Genomic DNA, 15,253 nt, shown 5'->3' with positions numbered 1-15,253 from the left:
CGATCGTAGGCGGACGAAGAAACGAGCAATGAGGCAGCTTAGTTTTGATGGCTTCAATGTCATGGCCAAACCAGAAAATTAAAGCCGCGTACGACGAATGCCGCCGCATCGCGCAGTCGCATTACGAAAACTTTCCAGTCGGATCATTTCTCGTTCCTAAGGCATTGCGGCCGCATGTCTATGCGCTCTATGCCTTCATGCGAACCGCCGATGATTTCGCTGACCTGCCAGGACGCAACCCAGATGAACGACTTCACCTCCTGGCGGAATGGCGCGAGCACCTAAGTCAGGCCTCCTCGTATGACCCTCCCTCATCCCCTATCTTCCTCGCACTCCAGCATACGATCCAGTCCTTCACGCTGTCTCGGAAGCCGTTCGATCTATTACTGGATGCCTTCGAGTTCGATGCGCACGGCGAGGTACGCTTTGAGACATATCAAGAATTGCATTTCTATACACAGCGGTCTGCCGAGCCGGTCGGGCAACTTGTCCTCGCACTCTTCGGATATAGGGACGAGGAGCGGGTGCGCTATTCAAACGACATCTGCACCGCCCTGCAACTCATAAACTTCATGCAAGATGCAAAGGCCGATCTTTCAGAAACTCGTTGCTACTTCCCGCAGGAAGACATGAACCTATTTGGGCTAAAGAGTTGCGAAGACATTCTCAACTCGCCGAGTGCTCCACGGCTCGTACTTCAGCAATGCCATCGCATCGAGTCCCTGCTTGTATCCGGGTCTCGTCTGCCGGAGATGGTTACCGGACGGCTGCGATATGAACTCCGCGCGATTCTGGCCGGCGCATGGATTATGCTGGGAAAGATCAGAGCAATCGGAGGCGATACAATCCACCAGCGACCCATGCTGAGTCCACGCGAGAGGCGATTGGTCCTATTCAAGGCGCTCGGATGAGAGCAGGTTTGATCGCATCAAACTCAGCGCGGGCGATCGCTGTTAGCCCGCTGATGGACGCGGCAAGCAGGCTTCCGAAACGCGAGCAGAGCAGCTTTCTCTATGGGTTCTTACTGTTGCCGAGGGAGCAGCGCGAAGCCATGCGTCGCATTTACGATTTCTGTCGGTTCACAGACGATCTGGTCGATGAGTCCTCTGAAGGCAGCGCGACATCAGCCATCGCCGCCTGGCGGGAGGACGTCGAACGATGCTATGCCAGCCAGCCGTCACATCCAATTCTCCAGAGACTCGCCCCAGTCGTTCAACGATATGATATTCCGAAACACTACCTCACTACGCTGATTGATGGGGTCGAAATGGACTTGCGGCACTCCCGTTATCAAACGTTCGAAAATCTTGAAGCATACTGTTATGCCGTTGCCAGCGTCGTGGGCCTAATGTCGATCGAAGTGTTCGGCTATGAGTCTGAAAACACTCCAAAATACGCGGTTGCCCTTGGCAAGGCACTTCAGCTTACCAATATCATTCGCGATCTCCGTGTTGATGCTGATATGGGCCGCATCTACTTGCCGCTGGAAGACCTCAGACGATTCGAGTATTCCGAAGTGGAGTTATTACGAGGAGTGTATAATCCACAATTTGTGGCACTAATGAAGTTCGAAGCGGCACGAGCAAGGCAGTATTATTCGTTAGCAAGCGAGTTGCTGGCCCCGGACGAACGCCGCACGATGTTCCCCGCTGAGATTATGCGCGCCATCTATTTCGAACTACTGCAACAAATCGAGCTGGCGGATTTTCACGTGTTCGATCGCCGGGTACGCGTCAGCACTCATCGCAAACTCCTGTTGGCGCTCCGGCATTGGTCCGCTCGCTATTTTTGAAGGCATGATTATTCTCGGCATCGACCCCGGCACTCTCGTGACTGGCTACGGCGTGATTGAAACCGCCGGACGCTCCAGCAGCGCCATGATCGTGATCGAGTATGGGACGGTCGAGTCCAAGCGCATCTCGACGCTGCCGCTTCGCTTGCGAGCGATCTTCACCCGCTTGGCCGCCGTGATCGAACGCACCGCGCCGGATGAACTGGCAATCGAGTCCGCGTTCTACCACAAGAACGTCCAGTCCACACTGAAGCTTGGGCACGCCAGAGGTGTGGCAATCCTCGCCGGGGTGCTCAAGGAACTTCCGACTGCCGAGTATTCCCCGCGTGAGATCAAGCGGGCCGTCGTCGGCAATGGCAATGCCTCGAAAGAGCAAGTCGAGTTCATGGTGCGGAGCCTCCTGAAACTCGAACCCACCGACCGCAAGTTGCCGGACGCCTACGATGCGTTGGCTGTCGCCATCACCCATGCTGCGAGAGGCACGTCGGTCTCCAATGGCCGCGCGAAAAACTGGAAGCAATTCCTCCTGGAGAACCCGGATCGTATTAAGAAATAAGCCTTTATCGAATGAAGCTGCTGCGAACTGTCGCTAACCGAACTGTCGTCAACCGAATGGTCATTACTCGAACCCTCGTCACCCTTTCGCTTGCCAGCCTGTCGTTCCTGGCCAGTATCTCCGTCTTCCCAGAGGCCGCACACTCCCAGCTCCGGCCTGACGAACTCACCCCCGATTCCTACGTCAAACTGGTCATGCAGGACTCTGCTCAATTCTATGTCGTCGTGCTCGGGCGGCCACTCCCAGACCGCATCATTGCCGAGACTCGATACGGACGCCTGGAGATTCCGCTCGCCGCTATTTCGTATGCCATCGACTATCGTTATAACTGGGTGCAAAAGGACGACCTCAAACGCGAGGCGCTCCGAACCACTGGCGACGAATCCAAGTATAACCTCGCACGATTTCTGAACCGGCCTAAGCTCCCCGATACCTCAACCGTCGCGACCAGAGATCACAATCTCTTCAAGGGCCGACGCTATCTCTTCGATGATTCCGCCCACGTCATTCTCGCCACCGGCTATGGCAATCTCTTCTTCAAGTATCCCGATCTCGAGTTCGTCGAGAATTGGTCGGGACAAAACGACCGACGGGATGTCTTCCAGACCAACACCTATATCACGTCTAAAGACCCGCTCACCTCGCAGGACTTCCTCACGCCGACCGCACGGGCCTTCGGAAGCCAGCACATCTTCCTTATGGACTACCTTGTCGCCGGACTTCAACTCAACTACGGTGTGACCGACTGGCTCAGTCTCAATGGCGGCGGCCTATTCGCACCGTTCTTGCCGACGACCATCAGCACCGCGACGGCGGGCATGAAGATCACCCCGTATGCCTCGCCACTCTTTACGCTGGCGGCGGGCGCCCAGGGCGTGTATTCCTATGTGACCAAGGCCAATCGCATTGCATTCCCATTTCTTGCCGCAACCTACGGCACATGGGAATCCGAACTCACGGTCTTGGGCGGTATTGGCTATCAGTCCACCGATAGCGCGGGCATTCCGTTTACACATTCCAATCCCGTTGTGGTCGTGGCCGGGGATATGCGCGTGGGCGAGAACCTCAAGGCCGCTATCGAGTTCGCATTCATCGGGGATTTCGGCATTGTCCCTACCGTCTTTTCCGTTCGCTATTTTGAGAACGACTTTACCATTGATGTCGGCGTCGTCTTCTCCTTATACAAGGGCGGATACCATGCCTTGCCGACCTTGGGGGAGTACGTCTTCAACACCACGTTCGATGTCATTCCGCTTGTCAGTGGGTCATACCACTTCTAACAATAAGAGGGCAAGCCGGCTGGCTTGCCCCCTTATTTTGAAACCCAGGAAAGCGACGAGGGTTTAGAAAACCCGCTCAGTCCTGTTATCGGACTACTGAGATCTGCTTCTCGATTAACTCACCTGGTACCCGCGCCGCGAGTATATAGGAGCCACTCGGAAGGTCCGACACGCTTAGCGGGATTGGCTGACCGTTGTTCATCCCCGTGAACACGACCTTCATTTCCTTACCCGTGAGATCAAAGAGACGAATGTCCAGATCGCGTGAGGTGGCAGAAGTCACGGTGATTTGACACTGGCTGCTAGCCGGATTCGGCCATGCCTGAATCTGGAGATCGAAGCCTCGCGTCTCCGGTGTTACGAAGGATGCGAGAGGCGCACCCATCCAGAATCCAAACTGGCCCCGCGTTGTACTGTTCGATGCCGTGCCGGTCACAGCCTGACCAATCGTGATATTCGATCGAGTGGTCACGCTTGCCGAGGCTCCTCCGCCAGCCGCAATAACGGCCTTTTGAAGCATTACCTGCGCATCGGCAGTACTCGCCCCGGAGACGAGTAACAATGCACCTATGATTAGCTTTAAGTTCATGGCCGTAACTTATTGATTAATAATGAGATAGTTAAACGAAAGATCATTGGCGAGCGACCCGACCCCAATCAAGGCAACCGCAAACGAACCGTTGGTTACGCTGGCAACATGAATCGGAACAATGCTCGCGGCATTCGAGGCAACAGTCAAAAAGATAATGGAATTTGCCTTCACGTACGGATTCGAGATCGTAGCCGATCCATTGCCAGTGAGGATCGTCCCGGTCCCGACTGGTCCCGCAATTTGTATCCCACCAGCAAATCTTGCCGCGGTATTGCCGGAACTTGTCGAATCGTAGAGCGCCGTTCCGCCGGTCGTTCCGGTCGCCGTGATTGTGACACCAGGAGGAGTGACATTAAGCACGACATGAGCGGCACCACTGTAACTCGCCAACGTGGATCCGTTACCGGCCGCATTCAGGATAGTATTTCCAGTCGAATCCTTTGCGATTAATGCCGAGGCCGATGCCGAGGAAGTATTTTGCATCTGTGCGGCGGCTCCAGCGGCATTCTTGGCGGCTACGTTCAATGCCATGCTGCTCGAGGAAGAGAGCGAAGTCGTCCCGTTTGCTGCAACCTTCATGACCGTCGCGCCACCGGAATCCCTTGCCGCAAGAATAATTGCGCCAGGCGTTGATGGAAGCGCAGTATTCATAATTTGCAGGGCAGGTCCATTTGGGTTATAACCAGTGGCATTTACCGCAATTCCAGATGCTGCATTAACATTTAATGCTGTTGCCGCCGAGGACTTCAGATTTGCGGCGCCAGTCGATGACAGGGTGAACACACCGTTGCCCAATGAGTCCATTCCAACAAGGAGATTGTTGCCATTCGCCGCGCGGTTCTGGAGCTTCAAAACGGCAAAGGACGCTCGCGAAGTATCCGAAGCGGCGATCGTCGTGCCGATATTCGTCGCGTCGAGGATCGTCGCTCCATTGGAATTGCTTGCAAGCAAAACGCGTCCGCTGCCACTCCCAGAGTTTCTCAGCATGAGGGCGGCGATTTCACCGGCGTTGGTTGTGGCTGAAAATGCGCTCGCCGTTGTCGAAAGTGCATTGATCGCCAAGCCACCAGTATTTGCCACATCGATCGTTGCCGCCGTCCCATTCGATTGTGCACTGATGGCAGAGCCGCTTTTAGCCTGAACGCGCAAGCCGTTACCGGTCCCAGTATTCGTAAACGTTGCAGCCGTGCCGGTCGAAGTATTGTCAATCGAGAAAAGGCTGCCAATGGCCGATGCCGCGGTATCGACATACGGCAGAATTAATCCACCACCCGAACCGGCGAAACTCAGTTGAATGGTATCACTGGAGGAATTCACATTAAGGTTACCGCCGCCCAAGATGGTCACGGCGCCACGCTGGCCATTGACACTCGTAACAACATTGGAGCCCAACGTAGCGGCGAGTCCGCTAATAGCGCTCGCGCTGAGACTATTTGCCACTTGCGTCGTATCCGCGACCAGCGCCGTTATTGCGCGTGGCGCGGAGGCTAGTGCGATGTGTGGGGCCAGTTCAGCTGCGCCATCGAGTGCGATCCCCACTTCATACTTCGTGGTCGCATCGAGGGTCAATGTTCCTTTTGCGCCAAGAAGAACTGTGAAAACACCGTCTAAGGTATTGACGGTATCCGTCTCAGTGTAAATGGCTGTGGCATTCCCTTTGACATAAAGACTGCTTGTAATGCGATGCGAGCCATCTGCGATGGCCGCACCGCTCAAGTTCGTGAGCCGCCCCTGCACGCTAAACATGCCGGAAGCACTCGCCGACTGAGCGAATGCCGTGGAATTCAGAGATAAGAAAGCGAGCAAAACGCCCGCGGCAAGAATGCGAAGTTTCATAGGATTGAGAATTGTTATAGAAACCACAAAGATACGCAATCCGCAAGCAAATTGCATGCGCAAGGGATTCCAGTGGGACTGATTTGTGACCTATCGCGCCAGGTTCTATTCCCCAATGATCTTCGCCAAATCCCGGTGCGAGATCGTGAGGGCGACCTCGTGATTGATAATCCCGAGTTCGAGGAGCCGCTCGATTGCGATGGTCTTGGTCTTTTGCTCGATCTCCTGTACGGAGTCGGTCTGAAAGAAGTGCCGGAGCCAGTATACGCCCTTAGCTAAATGCGTCCTCTCGTCGGCATTGACGAAATCGAAGATGCGCCCAGTGAGGTCGTCGCCTCGTTCGTATGCTTCGCGTGCATATCGCAGACACTCCTGAACGATATTGGCCTCGCCAAACAGATTAATCTCGGCCAAAGCATAGAGCGGCGGCATCTTGGTACGTACTTTAATGCCAAGTAGCCGGTTGAGCAAGTCGTAGGGATTGTATCCGAGTGCCTCCAGAGCTTTGTGCCCAAGCTCGGTGTGCCGGGTTTCGTCCCAGATAATATGGGCGATGTCGTAATCGAATCCAAATGGAACCGAGGTGGTGGCCGTTGGTCGAATCTCATAAAGGACGTTGCCGAATGTTTCGATGGCGTCGATCTCGTCTCTCTGAGAGCGGACAAGATTGAGTCTTGTCTTATCGAACTCGGTTTCGTAAGCGATGCCCCCTTTCAGCGTGGCCGCTTCATCAGCCTCCTGGTACTCGTAGGTATTATCGAACGTGGTAAAGCGTGGGTCGCGAGTGGCAATGAGAGATCGTTCGAAGGGTGCTTTGCCCAGGGAGCGTAATTGGCCGGGTCGCGGCCCTTTCCTGGCCATAGCAGTCACGCCACCAAACGAACGGAGCAGTTTCGCGGTGTGGTACTGCCACTGGTGGAGCGCGGACAAGTCGTATCCACCTTGCACGTAAGCTTCAATCGCCCCGCTCCCCCAAGCGATCATATCATCGTAATCGAAAAGGATGTGGCGGATGCACCGGAGCGTCGGGGCATCGGCAACTTGATCGGTGTGGGCGGCGTGCTCCTGATACGCAAGCTTCATTGCGGGCAACAGGACGCCATACATGGCGGCGAGGAAATGCGCAGGAGTCTCGGCGTGCAGGAGTTCGGCGAAGAATTCGGCGATGTCATCGGCATCGAAAGCGTCGGTCGTCTCCTCGGCGATACGAAGTTCAGCCAGGCGGGTGCGGAGCTTCATACCAGCCTCCGCGTGCCAGAAGACATGACGGCCATACTCGACCTTGACTTCGAACTCGGGCGTGCCGATAATCCAGCCCGCCAGTGCCCGAAGCATGTTGCGTTCGAACAGAAAAAAGCGGAGCAGCCGTTGCTGGCACTCCTCCACGGTGAAGTCGCCACCTAATCGGCGTAAGTCTTTCGGGAAGTTATAGTTAGCGAGCGGTGCTCCAGTACCACGTAGCTCGGGAGCATTAGACCAATGCATGTCCGTTTGACCGTTTGAGTTGTTGGTTCGACCGTTGGTTTGCATGGGGTCAGCAACATAATAATAGCCTTCGTGGAACAACTGGCCCACCTACCAAAAAGTGCTGAGGGTCACGCTTCCAGATCATCCGCCGACATCGGAATCCGCTGGCCGCGCAGATCTGCGATGCGCCTCAAGAATTCGAATTTCGGGATCCGCAAGTAGAGTGATTCGTACCGAGCAAGCGCATCATCATGATGTGTGGAGCGAACTGGTCTTTCGCTCCCCATCTTCCAGAGCCAATAATGCAGATCGGCAATCTGCTCTCCATCGGTCGTTTTGGAGAGCATGATTTCAAGTGTTTTCAGGGCCGTTGGAAGGTTTCCTTCGGCGGCGTCGATGCGGGCCAGAAGGATTGAAGCAAGGAACAGTGCATCCTGTTTGGCAACCTGCTGACTTATAGAGACGCTTTCCTCCGCCAGGGAGCGCGCCGCCTGAAGTGTGCTCTGCTGCCACGTCGATCCGGTCGATTCCTCGATGACGCCATCGAGGTAGAACGGGCGCATCGCAGGTTGCTCGGCCGTTGAAGCGCTTACGGTTTCCAGAAGGATCTGCGCCTGCTGCGCGAGCGTGACACCAACGCCGGTCAAAACGCCAATCGCACGAAATGTATCAAGCGAGCGTCGGGTATATTGTAAGGCTGATTCGTAAGTACCTTGCTTCAGATGCATTTTTGCGACCGCAAATGAGGCCTCACCTACCCCCTTTTTCTCGCCGAGTGACTCCGAAACCGCTAGTTGCTTCTCGAACGAGTGCAAAGCAGCTTCGTATCGTCCGAGCACGGCCTGGATATTGCCAAAGTTGGTCATCGTCGCGGCCATTCCTCTTCTGTCTCCCAGGCGCTCCGCGAGTGCAAGGTGCTCTGACAGATAGGTTGTTGCTTCGTCGAGTCGCCCCATGTCGACAAAGAGCGCTCCCATATTCCCGAGGGCATAGAGCTGGATTGAACGATCCCCAAAAGACTGAGCGAGTTGAAGCGCCTCCTCAAAGCATGCCCGTGCCTCTTCCAACTGTTCTTGTTCTCTGCGAACGATTCCGAGATTTGTGATCGCTCGTGACATTCCAAGCTTGTCGTTGAGCGAATTGGCGATTGTATAGTGCCGCTCAAAACACTTGGTTGCATCAGCATACTGGCCTTGGTCACGATAGACGTTTCCCATGTTCCCCAATGCGAATGATACGCTCACCAAATCGTGGTTCTTTTCACTTAATTCGAGCGATCGCTCCAGGTGCTTCATGGCATCATCATATTCCGCACGTCTCCAGCGAATGACGCCCAAGCCAAGCGTCGCGCGGATTTCCCATGTTGGGCTGCCGTTATTGCAAGCCCACAGGCGGAGTTCCGTCAGCAGATCGTAAGATAGATCCCACGCCCCACGAACCTGAAACATCCAGTAGAGTTGGTAAAGCGCGTCCGGCAACAGGCTCGAATTAATATTACGGGCCTTTGCCAATGAGGCACGATATAGCGGCTCCGGGTTGATCCCAGATACCGTGAGATATTGCCACTGCCGGAAGACATCCGTGCGATCTGAGACGCCTGATAGCCATAGGAATACGGGAACGCTCGCCAGCACTTGCGCCAGCCGATCGTGCTCGCTCGCCATTTCGAGTTGATATGTCAGTTCACGAGCAACCCGAAACGTAATCATGCTGCGGTCTGGACAGACTCCGCAAGTTCCTTCTCAGCCAAGTCCATAACGATCTTCTCGAAGTAATCGGCAAGTGCAAGGTGGCGCTGCCGCTTTGTCTCTTCCGCGTCGAGGTAGCGGGCCTCAACCGCTCGGCGGAGAAAGTCATGGAAGAATGTCAGCAGTCCGTCGCGCCGAAGCAAATGATAGTCCAGCGACATGGTAATCATCGAGATGTCGAGTCGCCCAATGCCTGTGACATCGACAAGCTCCCCTTCTGCGAGCCCCGTGCGGGCAGCCCAAATAAGAGACATGACATCGCGGACTTGTTGCGGGCTGAAATCTCCTTCCATTCGTTCGAGAACGATTTGGAAAAGCTCATCTGTGCCGGCAGTACTCAAGCATCTTGTTACGCGGTCACTGAGCTCGAAATGACTTCCAAAAATCCGAAGCTCCTCCAGAAGGGTACGCAGAAATAATGGGTGCGCACATTTAGGATCGTTGGCAATGCGGTCGATTTCATGACTTGCCAGCGCCTTGCCATACTCTCTAAGAAACTGTACAATGATGGCTTTGCGCTCCTCGGCTTCGAGAAGGCGAACCCTCATCTCCTGCCAATTCCGCTGCTTTAAGTCATTCAGGGTTTCCTCCGTTGCCGCCGTGATGATGAAGCGAATATTGTTCGGCCAGAATTTCGGCACCCATTCGAGCTTCGCCGCCACGCCGGAAAGCTGGTTGACGCCATCAATGATGATAACGACAGGATTTTGAAGCGTGAATCCGAGCCAGTTCGCGAACTGCCGCTCGATCTCCTCCGGTGTTCCCGGAATCTCTTCGGTACGGTCATACCGGGTTTTGATCTCCTCCATGATGTGACGCATCACGCCATAATGATCTGTGGCACCGGCGCCAATACCAATATAGTGCTCGATCACAGCAGTCGAAGGTTGCCGCTCGCGGTAACTCGCGGCCCAGTGAGCAACGAGCGAACTCTTCCCAGCTCCTGACTCCGCGTAAATCACAAGAGGCACTTCATCGCTCGCCGCGAATCGGTCGAGTCGATCGACATACTCGGGGTTCGGAAGATATGCGTGCCGTCTGGAGGAGGCAAATGCTTCATGCTTCAATCGTTCTGCTTCTAGCGGCGTCGGCGGTTTGGAATCGGCGAAGTCGCGCTCGAGAATCGCCAGCAGTTCTGTTCGCACCAAATCCCCAAGCGTCGTCGCATCCTGATAGGGATGCATACGGAATCCCTTTTCCCGAACGCGGCGCTCAAGCGAAATGAGCTTCATCCGATCCACGGACGCGGCATCGCGACCCCAAAGCCGTTGACGAAAATAAAAGATGCATTGGTCGTGCTCCGATTCGTTGACTAACCGGTTCAGGGCACCATAGCGGAATTCGAGGTCCGTCAGGCTTGCACCCTCGGCGAGGGCCTGCTCGATCCAGGGAAATCGCTCCAGGAGTTCCGGGTCCGCCTTTATGTCACCGGCCTGTGGTACGAAACCATACCGATCGCCAGTGATACCGATAAAGTATGGTCGGGTGCGATCGATCTCTTCGAGACAGGTGCGAATCACTCGCCCGGAAGTCACATCCTCCTCGGTCACACCCCACCGAAGGTCGACCTCGGTGAATGTCACGCCGCGCTCGCGGCACCGCGACCGAACTTCCGGAAATACTTTCTTGACTAAATGCTCGCGCTCTTCCTGCAAATCCTGAAACGTGGAAGAAATGAAGACACGAAGTTCCGAAGATTGAGACATGATTAAGTCCTGGTATAAATCACCCTGAAATCGAACGCGCAATGAGAATCACACAAATATAATAGATCGCAATGCCAAGCGGCGGGAATATATTCCCGCGTCCGTTCATTATCCACCCGTGCATCTCCTCGGACTTCACATTATCGACTGGTCGATCATCGCGCTGTATCTCGGTGCGCTAATCGCCATCGGCCGCTGGACCCAGCGCCGCATTCGTACGACTAAGGACTTTTTTCAGGCCGATCGCAGCTTCGGCCGTGCCATGATGGGCTTCCTGAATTTCGGCAACATGGTCTCCGCCGATCAGGCCGCTGGGGTCACGAGAGAAATCTATCGGCAGGGATTACAGGGCGTCTGGTTTCAGAATCTTGTTCTGTTTATCACACCATTCTACTGGTTCACTTCCGTACTTCAGCGGCGCGCTCGATATTTGGCTCCCGGCGATATTTATCAGCACCGGTTCGAGTCCCGTTTCCTGAGTGGTCTCTTTGCCGTCTACTTGTTGCTCGCCGCAATTTATGGCTCCTCGATCGGCTATCTCATCACCGGCAAGACTATGCAAGCCGTGATGATAAAGCCAGCGTCGGAGTATACTCTCGCCGATCAGCGACAGGTCCGGGAATTCAATGAGATGCGAGTACTCGAGGAGCGTGCGAAGAGTACTCCACTACCGGATTCGGTTAAGATTCGTCTCGAATTGTTACACGCAGAGGAAAAGGCTGGCACGATCACAGGCACGATTTCCTATCTCGACCTTACGACCTTTTATATCATTTATGGGCTTGTCACGGCAGCGTATGTCATCATGGGCGGACTCTTTGCCGCTGCATATACCGATGTCTTGCAAGGCATCATGATCCTTTTCCTCTCCGTAATCCTCATCCCGGTCGGGCTCATGCGATTGGGTGGATTCGCAGGACTGCATTCGAGGGTCGCGGACGACATGTTTCGACTGTTTGGGACTGGAGCCGGCAGCGAATATACCTGGTGGTTCGTTGCCACGATGGTGCTGGTAAATCTCATTGGCCTGGCCCCTCGCAGTTTTACGATTGGCGGCGCGGCGAAGGATGATCGGTCCGCTCGCGTCGGTATGATTACTGGTGCATTTGTCAAACGGCTGGTCATGATCGGCTGGGCCTTTACCGGCCTGATTGCCCTCGGACTCTATGGGGGCAAGCTCTCCGATGCCACCTACGTCTGGGGTACGATGACCGGCGATCTCCTTGGCACTGGATTCATCGGGATCATGATTGCAAGTGTGCTTGCGGCCAATATGGCTTCGAAAGCGTCATCGAGCCTCGAATGGTCGGCGGCATTTACGAAGAACATTCTGCTTCCGGCCCGTCCGCAAACCTCCGAACGCGCGCAGGTCTTTGTCGGTCGAATGGTAATCTTCATTGTACTCATGGGCGGCATTGGGTTCGCGTATGTTGTCAATGACATCTTCGTGGTCTTCAAATACGTGCTATCGATTGGGACAATCATTGGTCCATCAATCTGGCTGGTCTATTTCTGGCGACGACTAACAACGAAGGCCGTAATCGTTCAGATGTTGCTTTCGATCATGGTCACAGTCGTGGTGCCGAATGTCATTCCGGCAATCCCATCGCTTCGGACAAGTCCGGCGCTCACGGTGATGACACAGGGCCGCGAAGAGCGGCACGCGGTCCGGGCTAAGACCGAGGATGTTGCCGCGGGCAGAGCGATGATGGTCGGAGAGGAAATTACACGTATTGACCGCGAAGAACCTACCGGAATCTACTTCGAAACGATCGGGCCTCCGACGGGTAGCAGCGTGCGCGAAGGCAAGGGTCTGTTTCGATTTCAGCTGTGGGTCATCGGTCTTACAGGTGTCGATCTGAGGACTTGCTCCAAAGCAGGACTATCCGCAATGTCCTTCCTCTTCGACATTTTCTTTCCGTTCTTTGTCCTCTTCATCGTGAGTTTGTTCACGCGACCTAACAGCGAACGTGTCCTCCGGGAGTTTTACGCCCGTGTACACACTCCGGCGCATGCGGATCCGGAACTCGACGCAATCGAAGTGCGAAGGCGCATTGAGGATCCCGAGCTCGCCAACCGAGACAAGATGTTCCCGGGGACCAACTGGGAATTCTGGACACTCACGAAACAAGATATGATCGGATTTGGTCTTTGCTGGCTCGGCGTCGGAGGGATCATATTATTGTATCTTCTCCTCATGCGAATCGGTTCTTAGAAGTGGAATGGGACGAACAGGACCGGTGGGACGAATAGGACATTAATCATTCATCATTCAATATTGTGGCACAAAGCCTCCATCCCGATTTCGAGACGACACTCCCGGATACCGACTATTTTTTTCTTGGCTCCGGTACACTTCAGGCCGCGATTCAATGGAGTCGCCATCCGGGCGCGACACGGCTCGGCTTGCTCATCGCTGACCCCGATCAATTTGCCAGAAAGTGGTCCACGCATCTGTATCACCCTGAGTATGGCCTCAGCAAAACTACTCCGACGCTGATCCTTGATGGCGTCCGGTATCAGCCTGACGAGACGTTACAAGTCGTCTGGTATCCAGATCGACTGCCGGGAGTCACTGCAATGTGGCAGGCTGGTGACGTCTACGTAATCGAACGATTCGTCACTTCGGTGGAGGATCCCGTGCTAATTCGCGAATACACGATTGGTACGGACCGTGAATTCGAGTCGATCGAACTCGAGGTCGCCCTCTATGCGAATCCCGCCCTCTACGATGAGTTTGTTGGCAATGACACGATGCTTGGCGCGCGTGGATACGAGTCACTTCTGGTTCGTTCGTTTACCTCCGGAGTATTCCACGAGCGAACGCTCCGTTTCCCTCTTGAACGCACCGAGGGGATGTACCAGGCCACGATCTACTACTCGCTGGGCGATGACCCGGTGCTCAAGCCGAACCGAGAGTTACTCGGCAAGGAAGTCGCATATTGGGAGCAATGTTGTGCGCGATGGACCGATGCGAATCCTTCTCCGCTCATCCATGAGATCGAGCGCGTCTTTAGTGCATCCGCGCAGGGACTCCGGGCCGCCATCACGATGGATGGCCGCTTCGATGCTAGCATCTGGCAATATGGATACGAGTGGTCGGGTGATGCTTCGATCGCATGTGAAGCCGCGGTCTATTCCGGCCAGTTCGAGGTCGCACGGAGTGTTCTCGCTAATATTCTAACCCGGCTCACCATTTCCGAAGGTATGGCGGTGGAATCCAGCCGGTTTCGAGGTGGTAAGGACGCCGAGCTGAATAACAACGGCGAAATCCTGAAGGCGTGTCGTACCTATCTTGAGTGGACCGGTGACCGCGAACTGATTGAAGCATTTTATCCACGAATCCAAGCCATTGCCGACTACTTGCTCCGGCCCGAATATCTGAACGAAGAGACCGGACTGCTCATGGCTTCGAGAGACATCTGGGAGCGGGGCGAAGCAATGGGCATTCTCCCTGGCTACGACGTTTCACACCAGACGTTCGGCATCCTCGGTTTGCGTGATGCAAGCTGGATCGCGAAGCAGTTGGATCGCGAGGATGATCGCTCCCGGTGGAGCGCTACAGCCAAACGCATGCGCCAGAGCTTTCTCGAGCATCCGACACACTCAATGATCGAGTCTGGCCGCATCATCAAGCGTCGGCTGCTCGATGGATCTATCCAAACGGAGCTCACATTAGCAAACATCAATTCGGAATTCCAGAAGCAATTCGTGCCAGACGGGATGCCGCTTGCCTCCAAAGGCGCGAGAATCTGGGAGCCGGATGTTTCCGAGTGTTTCCCGATTTGTTTTGGCGTGGTCGATCCAAAATCGGACGTGGCGAAGACGACGCTCGACGCGCTCGACGCGCTCTGGTCGCAATCGTGGGAAGGTGGCGGATATGGCCGCTACAATGTGCTCTCGGAGCCGGACTCGCCGGGTCCCTGGCCTTTTGCGACGATGTTCATGGCGGCGGCATCGCTCGAAGCGGGCAATGTGATGAAGGCCCAGCGAGCAATCAACTGGTTGATCGAACGCGCTGGGGCAGGTGCGAGCTGGTTCGAGTTCTACGGCGACCGACCCACTCCCCCGCTCCCGCCAACCGGAATTGTTGTTTGGGCATGGGCACAGTGGATCACGCTGGTGGTCAAACATTTGTTGGTTGCTCGCGTTGAGAATGACCAACTAATTATTACACCTCGTCTCGGAGGATTCTTCGGGGAGCTTCGTTTTCGTGATTCAAGTGTTCCTATACCAAACCCAGCGAGCCGTGGGCGCCTGTTGTAATTATAGAATG

11 protein-coding genes are annotated in these 15,253 nt (G+C 55.0%); 6 read left to right on the top strand and 5 right to left on the bottom strand.

The features are described from left to right. Positions 1-56 precede the first annotated feature (56 nt). The 4 genes from hpnC to Q8902_05045 are packed head-to-tail and all read left to right on the top strand — an operon-like array spanning position 57 to position 3,628. Positions 57-911 carry a squalene synthase HpnC gene (gene hpnC, locus Q8902_05060; protein ID MDP4198923.1) on the top strand — a complete coding sequence of 285 codons (855 nt, stop codon included), beginning with the start codon at positions 57-59 and terminating at the stop codon, positions 909-911. Further along, on the top strand, positions 908-1,792 hold the full coding sequence (gene hpnD / locus Q8902_05055) for a presqualene diphosphate synthase HpnD (protein MDP4198922.1): 885 nt from the start codon (positions 908-910) through the stop codon (positions 1,790-1,792). The genes hpnC and hpnD overlap by 4 nt, the downstream gene beginning before the upstream one ends. Before the next feature lie 4 nt (positions 1,793-1,796). Beyond that, positions 1,797-2,348 (top strand): crossover junction endodeoxyribonuclease RuvC, encoded by a 552-nt coding sequence (gene ruvC / locus Q8902_05050; protein MDP4198921.1) that lies wholly within the window; start codon positions 1,797-1,799, stop codon positions 2,346-2,348. Positions 2,349-2,359: 11 nt separating this feature from the next. Next, positions 2,360-3,628 (top strand): hypothetical protein, encoded by a 1,269-nt coding sequence (locus Q8902_05045; protein MDP4198920.1) that lies wholly within the window; start codon positions 2,360-2,362, stop codon positions 3,626-3,628. An 85-nt stretch (positions 3,629-3,713) separates the two neighbouring features. Here the strand turns inward: Q8902_05045 and Q8902_05040 are convergent, their stop codons facing one another. The 5 genes from Q8902_05040 to Q8902_05020 all read right to left on the bottom strand — a co-directional run bounded on the left by Q8902_05040 (position 3,714) and on the right by Q8902_05020 (position 10,977). Continuing rightward, positions 3,714-4,217, bottom strand: a complete 504-nt coding sequence (locus tag Q8902_05040; GenBank protein MDP4198919.1) for a T9SS type A sorting domain-containing protein — start codon at positions 4,215-4,217, stop codon at positions 3,714-3,716. Between the two features lie 9 nt (positions 4,218-4,226). Further along, positions 4,227-6,056, bottom strand: coding sequence for a hypothetical protein (locus tag Q8902_05035; GenBank protein MDP4198918.1), 1,830 nt, complete (start codon positions 6,054-6,056; stop codon positions 4,227-4,229). 105 nt (positions 6,057-6,161) lie between these two features. After that, on the bottom strand, positions 6,162-7,586 hold the full coding sequence (locus tag Q8902_05030; GenBank protein ID MDP4198917.1) for a DUF455 family protein: 1,425 nt from the start codon (positions 7,584-7,586) through the stop codon (positions 6,162-6,164). A gap of 65 nt (positions 7,587-7,651) precedes the next feature. Further along, a complete protein-coding gene (locus tag Q8902_05025) occupies positions 7,652-9,232 on the bottom strand; it encodes a tetratricopeptide repeat protein (GenBank protein MDP4198916.1) in 1,581 nt (526 codons plus the stop codon). Continuing rightward, on the bottom strand, positions 9,229-10,977 hold the full coding sequence (locus Q8902_05020) for a DUF4062 domain-containing protein (GenBank protein MDP4198915.1): 1,749 nt from the start codon (positions 10,975-10,977) through the stop codon (positions 9,229-9,231). The genes Q8902_05025 and Q8902_05020 overlap by 4 nt, the downstream gene beginning before the upstream one ends. Positions 10,978-11,095: 118 nt before the next feature. Here Q8902_05020 and Q8902_05015 point away from each other — a divergent pair, with 118 nt between their 5' ends. Together Q8902_05015 and Q8902_05010 are read left to right on the top strand one after the other, a co-directional pair. Beyond that, on the top strand, positions 11,096-13,192 hold the full coding sequence (locus Q8902_05015) for a sodium:solute symporter family protein (protein MDP4198914.1): 2,097 nt from the start codon (positions 11,096-11,098) through the stop codon (positions 13,190-13,192). 65 nt (positions 13,193-13,257) lie between these two features. Beyond that, positions 13,258-15,243 (top strand): hypothetical protein, encoded by a 1,986-nt coding sequence (locus tag Q8902_05010; GenBank protein MDP4198913.1) that lies wholly within the window; start codon positions 13,258-13,260, stop codon positions 15,241-15,243. Positions 15,244-15,253: the final 10 nt, after the last annotated feature.

The organism is Bacteroidota bacterium, from assembly GCA_030706745.1.
Lineage (GTDB): Bacteria > Bacteroidota > Ignavibacteria > Palsa-1295 > Palsa-1295 > PALSA-1295.
Note: the sequence above shows the minus strand (reverse complement) of the source record. Positions and strands in the feature narration are given on the sequence as shown.